Source organism: Limnoraphis robusta BA-68 BA1, assembly GCF_034932365.1.
Lineage (GTDB): Bacteria > Cyanobacteriota > Cyanobacteriia > Cyanobacteriales > Microcoleaceae > Capilliphycus > Capilliphycus robustus.
In genome coordinates this window covers 20,651-39,752 of record NZ_JAYGHR010000007.1, presented here as the reverse complement: position 1 = coordinate 39,752, position 19,102 = coordinate 20,651, and the positions used below count along the sequence as shown (strand labels likewise).

Below are 19,102 nucleotides of genomic sequence, written 5' to 3'. Positions count from 1 at the left end.
ATCAACGGATTCTATCTATGACATTTATCGATAAAATCGATAGATAGCCATCAATTTTTCTAACATCGGGAGCAGACGCTATGAATTCTCAACGGTTAAAACTCTCCCAACTGCGGGCTTTAGTCGCGATCGCTGACAGTGGAAACTTTAGTGAAGCGGCACTTCAGCTTAATCTCTCTCAATCTACCATCAGCCATGCGATCGCCACCTTAGAAGAAGAGTTAGGGGTGATTCTTCTGCAACGAGGACGATATGGGGCGTCTTTGACTCCAGTTGGTGAACGAATTGTCACCCAAGCCCGTCAAATTCAGTATTTGTTGCAAAATATTGAGACAGAAGCCAATCGCGAAAAAGGATTACAAAGTGGCAAAGTTCGTATTGTTTGCTTTCGCAGTATCGCCACTCATATTTTACCTACAGTTATTGCTCGTTTTTCGGCTCATTTTCCCCAAGTAACCGTTACGTTAACAGAAATGGATGATACTGTCGATATGGAACAAGCCCTGCGAGAAGGACGGGCGGATATTGGCTTTACCTATCTTCCGGCGAGTCATGAGTTTGAAACCTGGGAAATTTTACGCGATGATTATATTGTTTTATTACCTCCTAATTATACCATAAAAAGCAGAAAATTGAGTTGGGAACAGTTAGCCTCTTATCCGTTAATAATGACCGGGGTTCATTGTTGCGCTCAGTTAATTTCGGTTTATCTGAAAACATCCAACTATCCGATGAATATTGCTTACCAAGTTCGGGAAGACTCCACCATTGTCGGTATGGTTATGCAAGGATTAGGGGTGGCAATTTTGCCTCGTCTGGCGGCTGAACCTCTACCTCCTCTGATTCGAGTGTGTGATTTACCCTCTCATTTAGAACGAGTCATTGGGGTAGCCGTTTTGAAAAATGCCCTGCATTCTCCGGCTATTTATGCTTTTTTAGATGCACTCAGAAGTCAAGGTCAATTCATCGAAAAAACAGTCGTTTAACGTTGACATTTACAAGGTTGACTGGAGACGAGATTCACCGTAAACGGAGGTTGGCAAACGGAGTTAAAACAGGATGCAGGTTCAATACAAATTTTGGGAAATTTCACCGAAAATTGAGTGAAACCTGCATAACTTTCCAGTTCTATCGAAGCGTCTAACAGTTCGACCAATTTCTGCACTAAAGTTAATCCTAATCCCGTTCCGCCATATTGCCAAGGATCATGATGTGGAATGCGGTAAAATTGATCAAAAACTCGCTGTTGTTCATCAAGAGGAATTTCAATTCCTGTATTCATAACGCTCAACACGATCATCTGATCACTCGCCCGAACAGAAACCGTAATTTGTTCTCCAAAGGGTGTATACTTACAAGCATTATCCAACAACTCTCTGACAATCCGATCTAGTATAGAAATATCTGATTTGAGTAAGGGAAGCTGCGGGGAAATATCGAGATTTAACTGTTGTTTTTGGCTGTGAATTCGTTCGAGAAACGGCTGGATAATTTCAGGAAGCCAAGTTTCTAAATCGACCCATTCAAAGACGAGCGTTTCTGCTTTCGCTTCGAGATAACACAAACTAATCAAATCATCAACGAGTTGATTTTGTCGTTGACAAGCTTGACGAAAAATGTCTAAAACTTTACTAAAGGTAGAAGATTTTTGTACCACTGATTCGTCTACGAGAAACTTCTCAAGAGTTTGAGTTGCGAGTTTAATCCGACTCATCGGGGTTCGCAGTTCGTGAGAAATGGTTTTGAGAAATTCATCCTTAATTCGGTTGAGTTTTTCTAACTCTTGAACTTGCTTTTGGGCTGCTTGATACAACCGAGCTTGACGAATGGTAATCGCGCATTGAGTCGCTACTTGTTGAACCAGACGAACTTCCAAATCTTCAAATACTTCGTGACAAGGTTTCAGTAAGCGTAAGTTCCCAATAGTCCCCACAACTTCCTGATTTTCAAAAATCGGACAAGCTAAACAAGTTTGGGGGTTTTTTTGAGAACTCGATAGCGGTATTTCTTCTGTATATTGAAACGGAATATTTTGCAGCAATTGTTGATAGAGTTCGGGGAAATCTTGAAGCTGTCGCGTCATTCCCTGACATTTGGGTAGGATGCTGCTGTATTCATAGGCGATTATCGCTTGGGTTTGAGTCGGGTTGTACAGTTCAATTTGACAGCAATTAATCCCCAGTACCTTCGCTAATTCTTCGGTAGCCGTTTGCAGAATTTGTTCTTCATCTAAGCTATCCCGAATCTTTTCGGTAATCTCTCCAACTACAGCTTGAAAGTTGAGCGCTTGTTCTAACTGAAATGTCCGCTCCTGAAGTTGATGTTCAATGTGAAGACGAGATTTAATTTCTCGTTGCAGGGTGCGGTTTTGGATGGCGAGATGCTGCTGCATTTGCTGAAGCGTTAGATGCGTGCGAACACGGGCTAACAGTTCGTTTTCATCAATGGGTTTGCTGAGGTAATCAACTCCGCCCACTTCAAAACCTGTGACTTTATTGATTGTCTCAGAAAGATCCGTCAAAAAAATGACTGGAATTTCTCGGAGCGCGGGTTTAGCTTTCAAATGACGACAGGTTTCAAACCCATTTATACCTGGCATTATCACATCGAGTAAGATCAGATGGGGACGGATAGATTCTGCAATCTGGATTGCTTTTTCTCCATTTTGAGCGACAAAGACCCGGAAACCGACCTTTTCTAAGATAGTATATAAAGTCTCTAGGTTGCTTGGCTTGTCATCTACAACTAAAATCACATCAGACTCAAGAGGTTCACGGTACATTTTCCGGATTTGACTGTTCTGACAACAATTCTTCTAATTCTAACGTTCGCGATCGCGCTTTTTCCGGGTTCTTGATGGTGTTTTAAGCTTTCAATCGTTAAGACATTCTTTATTTTTTTATCGAAAAGTAATTTTATATTTTTTTCAAGTCAATGATATCTTTTTAAAGAAAAATTAAAGATTGTCTGAAGCACATTTTTCCTAACAATATTTTTAATTGTATTGAAAAAACCTAAAATTCAAGCCCTAATAAATACCGGAGTAATTTTGTTTGGATTTAATAGTGATATGAAATTCAAAAAATAATGCTATAAAAAGGAACCGGATACAGGGGACAGTAAAAAAACTGATAACTGGTAAGGGTAATTCATGAATTACCCCTACAAAACTTGATTAAACAGCTTCAGGGTTGACGAATGACAATTTCCCAGTCAAACGAATCAAAACATTAACCGATCGCATCTTTAATGGCATTTTGAGTCATCGCTGCGATCGCCTGTTCAGTCGCTTTGGGTAAATGATAATATTTCCCGCCTGCGGTTTTCGCTAACTCCTTTGCAAACCCCGTTGAAACAAATTTATTCTCAGTATCCACCACTAACAATTGCATCCCCAACGCCCGAATTTTAGCGGCAATTTCTAACAATTCCTGCTTAATATCCGGCTTTTCTCCGTCTAATATCGGTTCACCGAGCGATCGCGCTAAAGATACATTTCCTCGTCCATCGGTAATGGCAACAATCACCACCTGACCAATATCCCCCGACTGTTTGGCGTTCATCCCCACTCGTACCGCTTGGGTTAACCCATGCGCCAACGGTGAACCGCCCCCACAGGGTAAACGTTCCAACCGTCGTCGTGCCGCAGAAATCGATCGCGTGGGCGGTAACAACACCTCAGCCTGTTCACCGCGAAATGGAATGAGAGCCACCTGATCACGACTTTGGTAGGCTTCGTTCAGCAGTTCCAGGACGGCACCTTTAGCAGACTGCATCCGGTTGAGTGCCATCGAACCCGAAGCATCCACCAAAAACACAACTAACGCCCCAGACTTCCTGGCTAACAGTTTGGCGCGAATATCCCCGGACTCCACAATCACCTTGCGATCCGGTTGACGCAGACGCCGAGCTTTTTGGTAGGGAGCAGCAGCTCTGAGAGTGGCATCTACAGCAATTCGCTGAACTTTTCCTCTGGGTAAAATCGGTTTAATGTAGCGACCGCGATCATCAGAAAAAATTAAACTGCGACTGCCCGATTTACCCTGACGGTTTGCCTTATTTGCAAAGGATAACACAGTTGGATCGAGAATAATACCCTCCGGATCGAAAATAAATTCTTCGGGAATACTCATCTGTTCTTCTTCGGGGGGTTCCGGGTTTTCTTGATCTTCGTCGTCGTCAACGTCATCGTCTTGTTCAGACTGTTCGGGGGGCGGTGGGGGTGGCGGTTGCTGAGGTTGTTCTTCCGGTGGCGTTTGGATAACGGTTGCACGGGGAACGATAACTAATTCTACTGCGCGTCGCAGATCATCGGCGAGAACTTCGGTTTGACCTTCAAAGGCGGCTGAAGCTTGGGCGACTCGCACGGCAAAGAGTTCGGCTCGATGTCCTTGGACTCCGCCTCGTAGCGCTTCTTCAACCAGATAGTGTATTTGTTCGGGTTTGATGCTAACGTCTTTTAACCATTCTCGGGCTAAGAGAATTTGAGTTTTTAAGTTATCAATATCTTCGCTATATTGAGTTAAAAAGGCTTCGGGAGAACTCGCATAACTGGTGACTCTATCAACCGCAGCCACTCGTTGATCTAAACTTAAGGCGCCATCGGCTGAAAGAGAAATGGCTATTCTATCTAATAAATGTTCTCGAAGCGGCCCTTCTTCGGGGTTATAAGTTGCAATAAATAACGGTTTACAGGGATGTTCAAAACTCATCCCTTCTCGTTCAATTCGGTTACAGCCTTCGGTGAGAACAGTTAATAATAAGTTACTAATATTATCATCGAGTAAATTAATCTCATCGATGTACAAAATCCCTCGATGAGCCGCCGCTAAGAGTCCCGGTTGAAAGACGGTTTCCCCTTGTCTAACGGATTTTTCCACATCCACTGAACCGAGTAAACGATCTTCGGTTACGCCGAGGGGAACTTGAATAAAAGGTGCGGGGATAACTTGTGTTTCTTGGTTGGGGTTGTCGGGATCGGGTTCGAGGTTGGCGATTTCCCCTTTGACGACTTCGATGGGGGGTAATAGGGCATGAAGGGCGCGGGCCATCACTGACTTGGCGGTTCCTCGACGTCCAGCGATCGCCACGCCTCCGAGTCCTGGATCAACGGCTGCCATTAAAAGGGCGAGTTTGATCGCCTCTTGTGCAACGACGGCACTCAACGGGAAGCTGATCGGTGTGGGAGCGGTTGCCGCAGGCATGACTTTAGGAGTTTTTTAGGTACAGCCTTTCATCTTAGCAATTGATGGGTGTTTTTACTAGCGCTTGACGGACAGCTTGATCATTGCTTCTCAAATTTTAGTAATTTGTGATACAAATTTCCAGTAAAAAAGGTGACAATACCTCATCCGAGAATTTTCGGGAGGATCTCGGACAACAATTAAAAGACTACTCGATCAATCCGTTTCCCTGACTGAGATCACAAAGGAAATCTTATCGGATTCTCTCTGTCAAAAAAATTTAAAAACTTGTTGACAATTGAAAAATTATAAAGATAAAATGAGCATAGAAAAATAAAACAAACAGTCAGCCTAATCCGGCAGATAAAAGCCCTTGTTGAGATCACTAATTTTTTTAGTGAAATACAAGTGTTGCTGGAACGGAGGAACCAAATTTTGGGGCTAATCTCGCAAAGGTAGTCTTTGGAAACAGAGTGACCAAGACATGAGAAGGGCATCTCTCAGCCCTCGCCCGTCAGCTAACTTCGTAGGCATTGAGAGGAGTCTGAAGCGCCAACTTTCTAATCACAATTAGATAGATTGTCAATTCAGTTTCCTTGGTTGGTATAGGTCTGATTTGTAGTACCCACCCTAAGAACCTGAACGGTTTACCATGACACCCCGAATTTCATTATCTTTGATCGCGCTTTCTGATGCGTTGGTTCCTTTCCTGTGGCTAAAAACGAGCGATATTATTCTCATATCTGTTTTGGGAAGTATAGGAATAGTTTTAATGTGGTCAATTATTCATTCTTTTATTGTGACCACCATGCCAACACCCACATTACCGATGTTGGTTAACTCAAGTTTAACATTAGGCAAATTGTTTAAAAACTATTTGGAGGTGATCGTTTTAATTGGCAAATCCCTAAATGTTGCAGTTGGCTAATATAGCGGTGTGCGCTCGTATGAGGTACGAACCAGAAACCCGGTTTCTAGCAGAAACCGGGTTTCTACCCAATCGGTGTTGTACCTCACAGAACTGAAAACAGCTATAGATTGAAAAACGCTAGAATAAAGATTCATATTCCTTGAGTAAAAAATGCTCTTTCAACGACTTGATCCTTTGTCCGCAAACTCGTTAGTATCAAACTAAAAGCCCTTAATGACCGTGAGAATATGTGTTTAGCGGAGCAAGTTTGATGTCCAATACATCTGATCAAGAAGAAAACTTTTATATTGTCGCAATAGGCGCCTCGGCGGGGGGAGTGCAAGCCCTACAAACCTTTTTTGCCAATCTATCCAATAGTCCCAACGCCGCTTTTGTTGTCATCCTCCACCACCCCCCCGATAGCGGACATCAGCTATCCGAAATTCTACAACGCCAAACCTCGCTACCCGTCAATGTGATCGAGAATGAAAGCACCATCGACAAAAATAACGTCTATGTCCAACCCCCGCACACCTATCTCAATATCCGGGATCATCGCCTGTATTTAAGTGATTTTCCGACAGAAGGCCTCCCCCTTCCCATTACTCACTTTTTTCAATCCCTCGCCCTAGAATATAACGAACGAGCCATCGGAATTTTGCTGTCGGGTTCGGGAAGTGACGGGGCGGAAGGCTTAAAAAACATCAGTCGGGCTGGTGGGATTGCCCTCGTTCAATGTCCTGAGAGCGCTCAATTTCAAGGAATGCCCAACAGTGCGATTACCTCCGGTTTAGTCGATGAAATCCTCTCGCCTGTGGAATTGGCTGAGGTTGTCTATGATATTACCCACTTGGGAGGACATGAACGGATTTCTCCTCAAGCCCCAAATCTTATTACGACAGAGCAGTTGGGGCAGATTTTAAACATTCTCGCCACAAAACAACAAACGGATTTTTCTCAATACAAAACCACAACCCTCCACCGTCGCATTGGGCATCGCTTCGCCCTGTCTCGCCTGGGAAGTATAGATAGTTATATTCGATTTTTGGCTAAAAACAACGAAGAACAGCAAAAACTCTGTCAGGATATTTTAATCGGGGCGACTCGCTTTTTTAGAGATCCGTCGGCGTGGAAAATTATTAGTGAAGACGTTTTACCGAAACTGATTAATGAACTCACCGCCGAAGATCAACTGAGAATTTGGGTTTCCGCTTGTGCGACGGGTGAAGAAGCCTACACAATGGCTATTTTAGTCAATGAAGCGATCCGCAACAGTGAAAAAGCGATTAACTATAAAATTTTTGCCACCGATCTCGATACTCAAGCCTTAGAAGTTGCCTCGAGGGGCATCTACCCCGAAGCGATTGCCAATGATATTTCGGCTGAACGTTTGGAACGATATTTTACTTATGATAATAGCTGTTTTCGGGTGAAGCGATCGCTGCGGGAAATGCTAATTTTTTCGCCCCATGATTTAACGACGAATCCTGGCTTTTCTCAGATGAGTTTGATTAGTTGTCGCAATGTTTTGATTTATATGCAGCCGCAGTTACAACAGCGAGTGTTGCAATTGCTGCATTTTTCATTGAAGCCCCAAGGGGTTTTGTTTTTGGGCGATACTGAATCTTTAGGGGAGTTGGATCAGGAGTTTATGCTGATCAATACCCAGTGGAAAATCTACAGCAAACGCCGAGATGTTAAGCTGTCGCTCACCCAATTGGTCACTCGCCAGCCTGCGATTGTCAGGACTTCGATGAATTCAATTTTACCGAACAAGTCCAATACACCCCGGTTTGAGCAATTACTTGAAGAAATTTTTAAACAGAGTTTTGAGTCTCGGCTGATTACTTGTGTATTAGTGAATCGAGAAAATCGATTAATCCATGTTTTTTATAATACTGCTGATCTTTTAGAAATTAGCTTGGGTGAGGCGGATTTAGAGATCAGTAAAATTATCCATCCCGATTTAAAATTACCCTTAGCAACGTCTCTACACCGAGCCAAACGAAATCAAGAACCCGTTTTGTATAACGGCATCAAAATCAATCGAAATGATCAGTCTGAAATGGTGAGACTGAAGATCGGTCATAATCCTAATTTGGAGAGCTTGGAAGATTGTTTTATTGTCTTCTTAGAAATAGAAAATCCCACAATTCAATCTCAGCAACTCCCAGAAATCCGCTATGAAATCGAATCCGAAGCGGCTCAACGAATTGTCGAGTTGGAACATGAACTCCAACAAACCCGAGAAAATTTGCAAGCCGTTGTCGAAGAACTAGAAACGTTTAACGAAGAACAGCAAGCAATGAATGAAGAATTGCTCGCCTCAAATGAAGAACTGCAAAGTACCAATGAAGAATTGCAGTCTGCGAATGAAGAACTCTACACGGTTAACTCAGAATATCAGTCAAAAATTGAACAGCTTACTCGCCTCACAGATGATGTTGATAACTTGCTGAGAAGTACCGATATCGGGGTATTATTTCTGGATTTAAACCTGAAGATTTGCCGACTTACTCCAGCAGCGACCCAAGCGATCAATATTAGACCCACTGATATTAATCGTTCGATCTTTGATTTTACAAATAATCTCGACTGTCCTAATTTGATGGAACTGTTACAGCAGGTAATCGAAACTCAGCAACCCCTAGAACGAGAAGTGACTTTATTAACAACAGGCGAACATTTATTGATGCGAATTCATTGCTATCTGCGAGAGGATAACAGTTGTGATGGTGTTGTGTTGACGTTTGTGAATATTAACGATATTAAAATAATTCAGCAACGACTAGAACACACGAATAACCGACTGGAAAATCTCTATGAGAGTAGTCCGGTCGGTTTATTTCTCATCGATGATCAATTCCGATTTCTGCGGGTGAATTCGGTGCTGGCTGAGATGAATAATTGCTCGGTTGAAGAACATCTAGGGAAAACGGTTTCAGAAGTTACTCCTCAGTTTTCCGAGCAGTTTCTACCGTTTTTTCGTCAAGTGATTGAAACAGGAAAACCTGTAAAAAATGTAGAAATTGAAGGAACAAAACCCAGCGAACCGGATACAAAAGGCTATTACTTAGCCACTTATTATCCCTTACAGATGAATGATGGAGAACAAGCAATTGGCGGGATTATTGTTGATATATCTGCCGAGAAAAAAGCCCAGAAAGAATTAGAAGAAAGCCGCAATTTAATCGAGCAAATCACCGAATCGAGTCCGGGAATTATCTATATTTTTGATCTGGCAGAGCAAACGATTTCTTATATTAATCGTGGCGTTAGCGAAAATCTGGGTTATCATCCCGATGACATCAAACAAAAGGGGATTGACTTCTTCTCTGAGATTGTTCATCCCGATGATCTTGATCAAGTTAAACAGCATTATAAACAGTTTGAAAATAGGGCTAATCAGCAGCCTATCGAACTTGAATATCGGATGCGACATAAAGATGGAAGCTGGCATTGGTTCATGTCTCGAGAAGTGGTTTTTCGACGCACTGAAACGGGAGAACCGAAAGATATGCTGGGAATTAACACCGATATTAATGATCGTAAAAAAGCCGAGTTAGAACTCGCACAGCTTAATCAAACTTTAGAGCAAAGAGTTAAGGATCGCACCTGTGAACTCGAAGAAGCCAAACAAAAAGCCGAAGAAGCCAACACCTCCAAAAGCCAGTTTCTCAGTTGGGTGACTCACGAACTGCGAACCCCGCTTAATATTATTATGGGTTTTGCTCAACTGTTAGGACGATGTGAAAATTTAAACAGTAAGCAACAGCAACACGTTGACCTGATTTATAATAACGGTCAACAACTGGTAAAACTGATTAACGAATTGCTAGATCTAGGGAAAATCGAAGCAAACCGCATGGAGTTGGAGTTAGAATGGTTCGATCTTTATCCCTTGATGAATGAGGTTGAGGAAATGTTTCAACTCGAGATTGAACGCAAAGGTTTAGAGTTGTCGGTTGAGATCGACTCGGGAGTTCCCCCATATATTCAAACCGATGAACAAAAACTGCGTCAGGTTTTAGTGAATTTGATTACTAATGCGATTAAATTTACCAATGCGGGTGGGGTTAGCGTCCGGGTAAATATGGAGTCAACTTCATCGAGCGATACCGAACAAACTATGAGTTTGAGGTTTGAAGTCGAAGATACGGGTCGAGGAATTCCTCCCGAAGAATTAGAACATCTTTTTGAGGCGTTTGTCCAGGGAGAAGCCGGACGCACTTCCCGTCTGGGGACGGGTTTGGGTTTGGCGATTTGTCGGCAATTTATCGAAATGATGGGCGGTGAAATTCGGGTTAATAGTACAGTGGGTGAGGGAACAACGTTTGATTTCTCAATCCCGATTAATTCTCCCGTTGAAATTGTTTCTAGTCCTCAACAGCGTCAAGAGATTATTGGTTTAGCTGCCGATCAGCCTCAATATAAAATTCTGGTTGTTGATGATCAAGCTGATTGTCGTCAACTGTTGATGTTGATGTTGGGATCGTTGGGTTTTGAGATGTTAGAAGCGGCGAATGGTTTAGAGGCTATTAGTCAGTTTGAACAACATCAACCTCAACTGATTTTAATGGATATTAAAATGCCTGTGATGAATGGCTTAGAAGCGATACAACGCATTAAAACGACTCCTGAAGGTGAGGCGACGGTGATGATTGCGGTATTGGCTTCGGCTTTGAATGATAGTCAAGAGGAAATGCTGAATAATTGCTGTGATGATATGATATTTAAACCGATCAGAGAAGAGGTTTTACTGAATAAAATTGCTGAATGTTTGGGTGTGCGGTATGTTTATGCTTCTGAGGCTACGGAGTCTCCGGCGGATAATAATAAACAGCAGGAGTTGAGATTAGCGATAGAAAAATTAAATCAGATGTCAAATGAATGGCGATCGCAAGTTTCTAATGCGGCAATTGCTTGTGATTTACAAAAGGTTTTACAGCTTCTTGAGGAGATTCCCGAAGCCCAATTGTCGCTGAAAGAATTGTTAAATCGATTGGCTGATGAGTATCAGTTTGATGCGATCGCTCAATTATTTAATCCTGAAAATCCTCCGATTTGAATTTAATCAGTTTGAGCATTAAAAACACAAATCCGATCACGTCCTTGGCTTTTGGCTTCATAGAGTGCATGATCAGCCGTTTGAATGAGAAGTGTAAAATCCTCAGAAGTGGGAATTTGAGTGCTAATTCCGATACTGAGAGTAATATATGAACTGATCAGAGATTGATTATGAGGAAGTTTGAGATCGTGAATGGCTTTTTGGATGATATTAGCGACGGTTTCCGCCCCTTCTCGTTGAGTATTCGGCAAAATCACAGCAAATTCTTCACCGCCATAACGAGCCACAAAATCAGAGGGACGCTTAACGGCTTGGCGAATAGTTTGAGCGACACTATGTAAACAGCGATCGCCTGCGTCATGTCCATAGCGATCATTATACAGCTTAAAATAGTCAATATCAATCATCATTAAAGATAGGGGAAGTTTTTCTCGTTTGGAGCGTTTCCATTCTTGGTGAAGATAGATATCAAACGCTCGTCGATTGGAAATTTTTGTCAAATCATCGGTGACGCTTTGCTGATATAAAACATTATTGGTTCGATGGAGAATGAGTTCACATTCTTTGCGATCGCTGATATCCCGAACCACGATTAATATTCCTTGATCATAGGGAATGGCTTGGACTGAATACCAAGCTTTTATTTGTTTATTTTCATAGTATAAGTCTCGTTCAAAAGAGTGTCCAGTTTCTACAACTTCCATAAATTGATGAAATAAACCCGGCTCATAAATATCTAGTGAACTGTCTAATATTTTGCGATTGATCAAATATTCTATATTCATATCAAGCAAGTTCGCCATCACCGGATTAACAAAAGTGCAGTAAAAATAGGCGGGTTTTTTGGGGTGAGAAGGGATGAATTTTAAGACCGCAATACCATCAGGACAACTCTCCAGAATATGAGCCATAACTTGATGGGATTCTAGAAGCTGTTTTTCTATTTCTCGGCGGTGTTTTAGTTCTTGTTTTAGTTGTGCTTTTTGCCACTTTAAAATCAGTTGCTTTTCGACTCTAGCAATAAGTTCTTCAATGAAAAATGGCTTGGTGATATAATCTTCACCGCCCACTTCAAAGGCTTTGACTTTATCAATAGCATCCTGAAACGAACTGATAAAGATCACCGGAATCTCTTGGGTTTTCGGATCGGCTTTCAGCCGTTTACAAACAGTGTATCCATCAATATCCGGCATTTTAATATCGAGTAAGATGAGATCAGGGAACATCTGTTCTACCGCTTTTAGTGCGATTTCTCCATTATTAGCTTGTCTAATCTGATAACCTACATCCTCCAAAACTATTGTCAAAAAAGTTAGATTATCTAGGCAATCATCAACGATTAATATAGTAGCTTTTCGTTGGTTATTTAAAGGGTTCATAGTTTGGCTTTACTGAGGGTTTATTAAAAGAATAAGACTCTATTTAATCTGATTTTTCTGAGATGATATAAACAGGATAAAGATCTTGTCTGCCATCAAAATTAACGTTTTCTCGTCGAGAAAGCTTGAACTAGAAAATTTGATGAATCAAAACTAATTTTCTCAAAAATGATCATAGTGCTTTTGCTAAAACAACTTCTATCTACTTTTATTCAAATTATAACGGATCGAGAAATGTCTGATAGATAGATATCTCCAGGAGACTGCCCTATCTATAGTAAACAAGCTAACAGTGCGATCACAACAGGTAGAGCAACAAAATAAATTGAGGAGATGGGGAGCAAATTTGAGCTTGATTACGTCATCGTCTCCAGTCGGAATTTCGAGCTGATCGACAAAAACTAGAACCCTCGGCAATTTTTCATCGAAAATTCAAATCCTATTCAAAATTAGTATGATTAGGGTTAAACCCTAAACTGGGTTGCTAAATTCACGGATGCGTCAGTCTTATCTGATAATAGGAATCGTTGTGATTTCCCTAAAAAATTCAACAGGATAACTCAAATGAAATCAGTTCACATTTTGATTGGTTTACTGGTATTGACAGGATTAACGCTTCCTGCGAGTGCTGAATTGCAAGCGGACATGAGACGACTACTCGACACCAAACGCTGTCAGCAGTGCGATCTCAGTGAAGCCGATCTCAGTGAAGCCGAATTAAATGGAGCGGATCTTTTAGGCGCCAACTTGCAAAAAACTATTCTCAGAGGTGCTAAATTGAGAGGCGCCGATCTCAGTTCAGCAAATTTAATTGAAGCCGATCTTTCGGGGGCTGATTTACGAGATGCGAAATTACACAGTACAACTTTGAGGAAAGCGAATTTAAGTGAAGCTAATCTAACTTGGGCGGATTTATATCGAGCGTTTTTGGAAGAGGCAAAATTTAATAATGCAAATCTGGAAAATGCTAATCTTAATGATACCAAGTTAACAGGAACAAACTTCTGTGGTGCAACCATGCCGGATGGCACAAAAGGCCCTTGTTAGTGGATCATCGAAAGTTCATCAACTATTTTGATCCGACCTCGACAGACCGCTCGTAATAGTCTATCTACACAGCGTCTTTCTTCTTCGCTGAGTGATTCATCCAAGATTGCAGCCATTAAGCCGTAGCGGTCTGCTAGAGTGAGGCAACCTGTAGCATTAGCTTCTGCAAACAGATCGCCTAATGCAGATTGAAGGAGTTGAACCGGAGGTTGCATGGTATTCAAAGCCTACTCTCTATGTATGTATTATCAAATGTTTCTTCAGTATAACTCGTGATGATACAGGGTTTATTTTCGTGATTTTCTTGGCTAAAATCAGTGATTTCAAGCAGAAGTAACCCGTGATCTCAAACAAGGGTAATCTGTTAGATGGGTCACACCCAACAGGGATTAAAAGAATCGAGAAATTTTCAGATGCTTTATGTTCCGATATAACGTTTAAAATCTAATCCAGCCGATGACTCATCCTCTAATTTCCCACTTTCAGATGATCGCTCAGTACAACGTCCTCGCTAACCGGAAATTGTACGAAGTTTGCGCTGTATTGAGTGATGATGAACGTCAGCAGATCAGACCTGCTTTTTTTAAAAGTATTCACGGTACTCTTAATCATATTTTAATTGGCGATCGCATTTGGATGACCCGTTTTCAAGGTCTAGAAATTCCCTCAACCGGATTGAATGCGATTCTTTATGAGGACTTCTTAGAATTGCGTCAAGTGCGAGAAGCCGAAGATCAGAAAATTCTGGCTTTTTTTGCAGATTTAGATGAGAATTTTCTCACACAAAATATTCAATATCGCAATAATGCGGGTAATATTCACGTTGATCCAGTCGAACTTTTAATCACTCACTTTTTCAATCATCAAACTCATCACCGAGGACAAATTCATGATCTGCTGACTCAAACCTCGGTTAAACCTCCCAGTCTGGATATGCACCGCATTTTACGACCTGATCCGGTTGAAAAACCCCGTTAATACCAATAGAAAAACCCGGTTTATTCAAGAAACCAGGTTTTGAGTAGTATCAGTCTAACAAACTTTTATTTAACCGAAATATTGCGGTTCTGAACCCGGATGCCATTTAATATTACATCCTACACTGGGTACTTGATCCATGCTAACGGTTTGATTGTCTAAAACAGCATCCAGCGCCGCCCGTAAATCTTGACCCGTCACAGGTTTACCATTACTCGGACGACTCTCATCCAATTGACCTCGATAAACCAATTGGCGATCGCTATCAAATACAAAAAAATCCGGTGTACAAGCGGCTGTATATTTCTTTGCAACCTCTTGAGTTTCATCGTAGCAATAGGGAAAATTAAAGCCTAATTCTTGCGCCATTTCCTTTAACTGTTCCGGTGCATCACCGGGATGAGTTTGTACAGAATTAGCACTAATTGCGACAATACCCAGCCCTTTGGAAACATAATCTTTGCCAATCTTTGCCAGTTCATTTTGAACGTGTTTGACAAAGGGACAATGACGACAGATAAACATCACCAACAAGGCTTTTTTGTCGGCAAAAGTCTCTAAAGAGATCATTTCGCCTGTGGTCACATCCGGCAGTTGAAAGTCCGGTGCAGGGGTTGACAGTGCTAACATGGTAGAAGTGGTTAAAGCCATCGTTAAACTTTCCTTAATTACAATCACCAACAAACTAACTTGTTGTTATTATCAGATATTAGGGGGAGATTAATCAAATCTATAAAATCTCAATCAGGTTGGAGGGCTTGCCAAACGGACTGCTAGACTAGAATTTGCCTTTCTTTAGTTGATATTAACATTCATGCACAGGCTGTTCACGGGTTCACTTCGGGTTGAACATTTGACTTTGGGAATTGCTAATCTTCCCGCTTCATTAGATGGAATTCGACTCGCTCAGTTAAGTGATTTGCATTATGATGGGTTTAAACTATCGGATGAATTGTTGGCGGAGGCGATCGCAGAAACAAACAAAGCTGAACCTGATTTAATTCTGCTAACGGGAGATTATGTTACCAATGATCCTCAACCCATTCATCGCTTAGTTTTGCACCTCAAACAGTTACGCAGTCAAGCCGGAATTTATGCCGTCTTGGGAAACCATGATTATTATTATCGTTACTCGCAAAGGGTGATCACAGAAGCGTTAACAAAAATTGGTATTCAAGTCTTATCCAATCAAGTTGTTTATCCGTTAGGAGATCGGTTAGCATTAATAGGATTACCTGATATTTATTCCGGTCAGTTTAACCCCGCTTCGGTGATGGATACTGTTGATCCAATGACTCCCAGAATTGTGTTATCTCATAGTCCTGATACTGCGGAATTGCTGCAAAAATGGCGTGTTGATTTACAATTATCGGGTCATACTCATGGCGGTCAAGTTGTGCTTCCGGGCCTCGGGGCGTTACCGGGTTTGATGCGAGACGTTCAATGTCAACTTCCAGAACCTTTAAGGTTTTTAATCCCCTTAAAAACAAATTGTAAGAGGATGTTTAAACATTGGGAATGGGCATCAGGATTGCATCAAGTGGGGTCAAATTGTTTGTATGTAAATCGAGGTTTAGGAACTTATCCACCGGGACGATTGAATTGTCCGCCCGAAGTTACCGTTTTTACTTTAAAAAGCTCTTAGTTGTTGGGCTACTCTACGAGAAGGCGAAGCGCCTACAGCCCTGATCTCCTGCGCGTGCATCGCAACTACGAACTATCAGTTTTACTCTTAAAAAGACTACAGTACCACTCGAAAAATTAACCCAATGGAAGAACTACTTACCCTCAAAGAACTGCTACACCAAGGCAATATAACAGAAGCTCTGTTAATTGTAGAAGAATTAGAAGAAATGAGCAAATCAGATAAACTGAATAAAATATTTAGCTATGGCATGATTTTGCTTTTGCACCTAATTAAGCAATCTGCTGAAAACCGCACAACTAGGTCTTGGAATCTTTCTATTCGCAATTGTGTCAAGCAAATTCAACGCACTAATTCTCGCCAGAAAGCCAAAGGAACCTATATGAGTGAAGAAGAATTAGCAGCAACCCTAGAAGATGCTTATGATTTAGCATTGGAAAAAGCGGCGATAGAAGCTTTTGAAGGGAAATATGAAGCTGAAGAATTAAGCCAATTAGTCCAACGAGAGGAGATGATCAAAAAGGCAATGAATTTAATCCTGGAACGAGAAATATAGGACTGACGCAACTGACTGCGAATCTTTATTCCTTGCAATCTGGTAATATTAGAATGGGGATTTGTAATCAGTAAGATATCTCTATGGAATGTTTGCCATAGCAAGTTGTTCTGGTTCCTCAATAACCCCTAGTTAAATTAGGTCAATTACAACCATGACAAGAACAGATGAAGTTTGGAAAACCGCCCAACTCGCCCAAACGTTTTTAGAAGGGGTTCGGGGTGCAATTCCCCTCGCCAATCAACAATTAGAGATGATATTGCGAATTATTCAAATGGCTCAGTCTGAAGTTAACACTGTGTTAGATTTAGGCTGTGGTGATGGGATATTAGGACGGACAATATTAACTCAGTATCCTGATGCAAAAGTTGTATTTTTGGACTTCTCAGAAGCGATGATTTCGGCTGTTCAAGATAAACTTGCAAATCATCAAAATCAGGTTGAGTTTATCTTAGGAGATTTTGGTCAATCGAGTTGGGTGAATTTAGTTCAAGATGTGGGTGAATTTGATGTAATTGTTTCAGGTTTTGCCATTCATCATCAACCGGATTCTCGTAAACAAGAAATCTATCAAGAGATTTACAACTTATTGACTCCGGTCGGGGTTTTTCTGAATTTAGAACATATTCAATCTGCTTCTAATTTCGGTGAATCGGTCTTTAATGAGATGTTTATTGATTCACTTTTGGATTATCATCATCAACGCGGAAATCATCAATCTAGAGAAGAAATAGCCCAACACTATTATAACAGACCTGACAAAGACGCCAATATTTTAGCCCCGGTTGAACTGCAATGTCAGTGGTTAAGAGAGATGGGTTTTCTTCATGTTGATTGTTTTATGAAAGTATTAGAATTAGCGTTATTTGGGGGAATTAAGCCCTAAATAAATGTTTCTATTCTCCAAAACGATAGCCTTTGCCATAAACAGTATGAATCAGTTGTCTCTCATTAGAACGTTCAATTTTTCGGCGTAACAGTCGAATTTGAGCCGCCAAAACGTTACTATTGGGTTGATCAGAATCAGCCCATAAATATTGATAAATTTGTTGATGAGTGAGTAACAAGCCCGCATGACGCATAAAATATTCAAGAAGTTGACTTTCTTTTTCTGACAATTCAATAATTCGTCCATCCCGATAAGCGAGTTGATTTTCGATATCTAATTCTAGATCACAAACTTGTAGTCGAGAAGTCGCAGCCGCCGATTCTAAAGTCGGAGGACGTCGCAATAAGGCTCGGACTCGCGCTAATAATTCTCGCAGTTCAAACGGTTTAACTAAATAATCATCAGCCCCGGCATCGAGTCCTTCTACACGATCATTTAAAGTATCTTTTGCCGTTAGAAATAAAATCGGAATTTGGTTATTTTGCGATCGCAATTGTTGACAGATCTCAATACCAGACTGATGCGGTAACATCCAATCCAAAATCAACAAGTCATAGTGATTTTGAGTCGCTAAATCATAGCCAGCCGTGCCATCATGTACAACATCTACAGTATACCCTTCTCGGGTTAATGCCCGACTCAAAGGAAAGGTGAGTTCAACTTCATCATCAACAAGAAGAATTCGCATCGTTTGTGATTGGAAATTCATCGAATTTAAGCCGGAGTCCAACTAAAAATTAAGTCTATTATTGAGGCAGTCGATACAAATGTTCGGACTCTAAAGCCGCAGCTTCTACCCATTCGTGAATATTCGGTAAAGCCCAAATGGCATCAGCATAAGCTTGTTCAATTTCCCCCAACTTTACGTCATAGGTAACGAACCGGGAAACAACCGGAGCAAACATCGCATCAGCAATGCTAAACTGCCCAAAAAGTAGATCACCATTTTGACCATATTTTTGACGACATTCTCGCCAAATTGTACAGACGCGATCAATATCTGCTTGGACTTCTGGCTTCATTCCCTCGCCGGGGTAGCGACTACGACAGTCCATCGGCATTTGATAGCGTAAATTGAGAAAATTAGCGTGCATTTCATGGCTAACTGAACGAGCAACCGCCCTTGCTTTTCTATCTTTTGGCCAAAGATCGGGCGCGAAATTTTCAGCAATATATTCACAAATTGCCAGAGATTCCCAAATGGTTAAATCATCATCGATTAAAACCGGAACTCGCCCTGATGGAGAATATTGGCGAATATCTTTGTGAGAGGTTGTTTTATCCAGGGGAATGCGAATTTCAAAAAATTCTAGTCCCGCTTGTTTCAGGGTTAGCCAAACCCGCAATGACCAAGAAGAATAATTTTTGTTTCCGATAACCAGAGTAAGTTTGCTCATAATCTGGTAAATATTATGTAGATGGTTGTGAGTTGTTGTTCGTCATTTTT

15 protein-coding genes and 1 riboswitch are annotated in these 19,102 nt (G+C 41.3%); of the genes, 8 read left to right on the top strand and 7 right to left on the bottom strand.

What is annotated here, in order from left to right; genetic code table 11:
• Positions 1 to 80 precede the first annotated feature (80 nt).
• Positions 81 to 986 carry a LysR family transcriptional regulator gene (locus VB836_RS05260; protein ID WP_323218341.1) on the top strand — a complete coding sequence of 302 codons (906 nt, stop codon included), beginning with the start codon at positions 81 to 83 and terminating at the stop codon, positions 984 to 986.
• On the opposite strand, the gene VB836_RS05255 is transcribed toward VB836_RS05260, so the two are convergent.
• Both VB836_RS05255 and bchD read right to left on the bottom strand, forming a co-directional pair.
• On the bottom strand, positions 983 to 2,782 hold the full coding sequence (locus VB836_RS05255; protein WP_323218340.1) for a hybrid sensor histidine kinase/response regulator: 1,800 nt from the start codon (positions 2,780 to 2,782) through the stop codon (positions 983 to 985). The two genes, VB836_RS05260 and VB836_RS05255, sit on opposite strands and share 4 nt — an antisense overlap.
• A gap of 448 nt (positions 2,783 to 3,230) precedes the next feature.
• Positions 3,231 to 5,204: a magnesium chelatase ATPase subunit D gene (bchD, locus tag VB836_RS05250; RefSeq protein WP_323218339.1), complete on the bottom strand. Its 1,974-nt coding sequence runs from the start codon at positions 5,202 to 5,204 to the stop codon at positions 3,231 to 3,233.
• Positions 5,205 to 5,585: 381 nt separating this feature from the next.
• Positions 5,586 to 5,731: riboswitch (cyclic di-AMP (ydaO/yuaA leader) on the top strand.
• A 104-nt stretch (positions 5,732 to 5,835) separates the two neighbouring features.
• Between bchD and VB836_RS05245 the strand changes: the two genes are divergently transcribed.
• On the top strand, positions 5,836 to 6,111 hold the full coding sequence (locus VB836_RS05245; protein WP_046279151.1) for a hypothetical protein: 276 nt from the start codon (positions 5,836 to 5,838) through the stop codon (positions 6,109 to 6,111).
• Positions 6,112 to 6,364: 253 nt separating this feature from the next.
• A complete protein-coding gene (locus tag VB836_RS05240; protein ID WP_323218338.1) occupies positions 6,365 to 11,161 on the top strand; it encodes a CheR family methyltransferase in 4,797 nt (1,598 codons plus the stop codon).
• A 2-nt stretch (positions 11,162 to 11,163) separates the two neighbouring features.
• Here VB836_RS05240 and VB836_RS05235 read toward each other — a convergent pair whose 3' ends face one another.
• Positions 11,164 to 12,540: a diguanylate cyclase domain-containing protein gene (locus VB836_RS05235; protein ID WP_323218336.1), complete on the bottom strand. Its 1,377-nt coding sequence runs from the start codon at positions 12,538 to 12,540 to the stop codon at positions 11,164 to 11,166.
• Positions 12,541 to 13,104: 564 nt separating this feature from the next.
• On the opposite strand from VB836_RS05235, the gene VB836_RS05230 reads away from it, so the two are divergent.
• A complete protein-coding gene (locus tag VB836_RS05230) occupies positions 13,105 to 13,587 on the top strand; it encodes a pentapeptide repeat-containing protein (RefSeq protein ID WP_323218334.1) in 483 nt (160 codons plus the stop codon).
• Here VB836_RS05230 and VB836_RS05225 read toward each other — a convergent pair.
• Positions 13,584 to 13,802: a hypothetical protein gene (locus VB836_RS05225; protein WP_046281639.1), complete on the bottom strand. Its 219-nt coding sequence runs from the start codon at positions 13,800 to 13,802 to the stop codon at positions 13,584 to 13,586. The genes VB836_RS05230 and VB836_RS05225 overlap by 4 nt on opposite strands.
• Positions 13,803 to 14,043: 241 nt before the next feature.
• Between VB836_RS05225 and VB836_RS05220 the strand changes: the two genes are divergently transcribed.
• Complete coding sequence (locus tag VB836_RS05220; RefSeq protein WP_323218333.1) at positions 14,044 to 14,565, top strand: DinB family protein; 522 nt, start codon at positions 14,044 to 14,046, stop codon at positions 14,563 to 14,565.
• 69 nt (positions 14,566 to 14,634) lie between these two features.
• Here the strand turns inward: VB836_RS05220 and VB836_RS05215 are convergent, their stop codons facing one another.
• Entirely contained in the window at positions 14,635 to 15,216 is a 582-nt protein-coding gene (locus VB836_RS05215) for a thioredoxin family protein (RefSeq protein WP_323218332.1), read from the bottom strand.
• Between the two features lie 163 nt (positions 15,217 to 15,379).
• Between VB836_RS05215 and VB836_RS05210 the strand changes: the two genes are divergently transcribed.
• From VB836_RS05210 to VB836_RS05200, 3 genes are all read left to right on the top strand, one after another.
• Entirely contained in the window at positions 15,380 to 16,210 is an 831-nt protein-coding gene (locus VB836_RS05210; RefSeq protein WP_323218331.1) for a metallophosphoesterase, read from the top strand.
• Positions 16,211 to 16,334: 124 nt separating this feature from the next.
• Positions 16,335 to 16,766 carry a DUF29 family protein gene (locus VB836_RS05205; RefSeq protein ID WP_323218330.1) on the top strand — a complete coding sequence of 144 codons (432 nt, stop codon included), beginning with the start codon at positions 16,335 to 16,337 and terminating at the stop codon, positions 16,764 to 16,766.
• 154 nt (positions 16,767 to 16,920) lie between these two features.
• Positions 16,921 to 17,652: a class I SAM-dependent methyltransferase gene (locus VB836_RS05200; RefSeq protein ID WP_323218329.1), complete on the top strand. Its 732-nt coding sequence runs from the start codon at positions 16,921 to 16,923 to the stop codon at positions 17,650 to 17,652.
• A gap of 10 nt (positions 17,653 to 17,662) precedes the next feature.
• Here VB836_RS05200 and rppA read toward each other — a convergent pair whose 3' ends face one another.
• Both rppA and VB836_RS05190 read right to left on the bottom strand, forming a co-directional pair.
• A complete protein-coding gene (gene rppA, locus VB836_RS05195; protein WP_323218328.1) occupies positions 17,663 to 18,343 on the bottom strand; it encodes a two-component system response regulator RppA in 681 nt (226 codons plus the stop codon).
• A gap of 58 nt (positions 18,344 to 18,401) precedes the next feature.
• Positions 18,402 to 19,052, bottom strand: a complete 651-nt coding sequence (locus VB836_RS05190; RefSeq protein WP_323218327.1) for a glutathione S-transferase family protein — start codon at positions 19,050 to 19,052, stop codon at positions 18,402 to 18,404.
• Positions 19,053 to 19,102: the final 50 nt, after the last annotated feature.

Bases quoted from the DNA above. Each gene is read 5' to 3' on its own strand.
- rppA (WP_323218328.1), bottom strand. From the start codon at position 18,343: ATGCGAATTCTTCTTGTTGATGATGAAGTTGAACTCACCTTTCCTTTG.
- VB836_RS05225 (WP_046281639.1), bottom strand. From the start codon at position 13,802: ATGCAACCTCCGGTTCAACTCCTTCAATCTGCATTAGGCGATCTGTTT.
- VB836_RS05200 (WP_323218329.1), top strand. From the start codon at position 16,921: ATGACAAGAACAGATGAAGTTTGGAAAACCGCCCAACTCGCCCAAACG.
- bchD (WP_323218339.1), bottom strand. From the start codon at position 5,204: ATGCCTGCGGCAACCGCTCCCACACCGATCAGCTTCCCGTTGAGTGCC.
- VB836_RS05260 (WP_323218341.1), top strand. From the start codon at position 81: ATGAATTCTCAACGGTTAAAACTCTCCCAACTGCGGGCTTTAGTCGCG.
- VB836_RS05220 (WP_323218333.1), top strand. From the start codon at position 14,044: ATGACTCATCCTCTAATTTCCCACTTTCAGATGATCGCTCAGTACAAC.
- VB836_RS05230 (WP_323218334.1), top strand. From the start codon at position 13,105: ATGAAATCAGTTCACATTTTGATTGGTTTACTGGTATTGACAGGATTA.
- VB836_RS05190 (WP_323218327.1), bottom strand. From the start codon at position 19,052: ATGAGCAAACTTACTCTGGTTATCGGAAACAAAAATTATTCTTCTTGG.
- VB836_RS05235 (WP_323218336.1), bottom strand. From the start codon at position 12,540: ATGAACCCTTTAAATAACCAACGAAAAGCTACTATATTAATCGTTGAT.
- VB836_RS05245 (WP_046279151.1), top strand. From the start codon at position 5,836: ATGACACCCCGAATTTCATTATCTTTGATCGCGCTTTCTGATGCGTTG.
- VB836_RS05255 (WP_323218340.1), bottom strand. From the start codon at position 2,782: ATGTACCGTGAACCTCTTGAGTCTGATGTGATTTTAGTTGTAGATGAC.
- VB836_RS05240 (WP_323218338.1), top strand. From the start codon at position 6,365: ATGTCCAATACATCTGATCAAGAAGAAAACTTTTATATTGTCGCAATA.
- VB836_RS05210 (WP_323218331.1), top strand. From the start codon at position 15,380: ATGCACAGGCTGTTCACGGGTTCACTTCGGGTTGAACATTTGACTTTG.
- VB836_RS05215 (WP_323218332.1), bottom strand. From the start codon at position 15,216: ATGGCTTTAACCACTTCTACCATGTTAGCACTGTCAACCCCTGCACCG.
- VB836_RS05205 (WP_323218330.1), top strand. From the start codon at position 16,335: ATGGAAGAACTACTTACCCTCAAAGAACTGCTACACCAAGGCAATATA.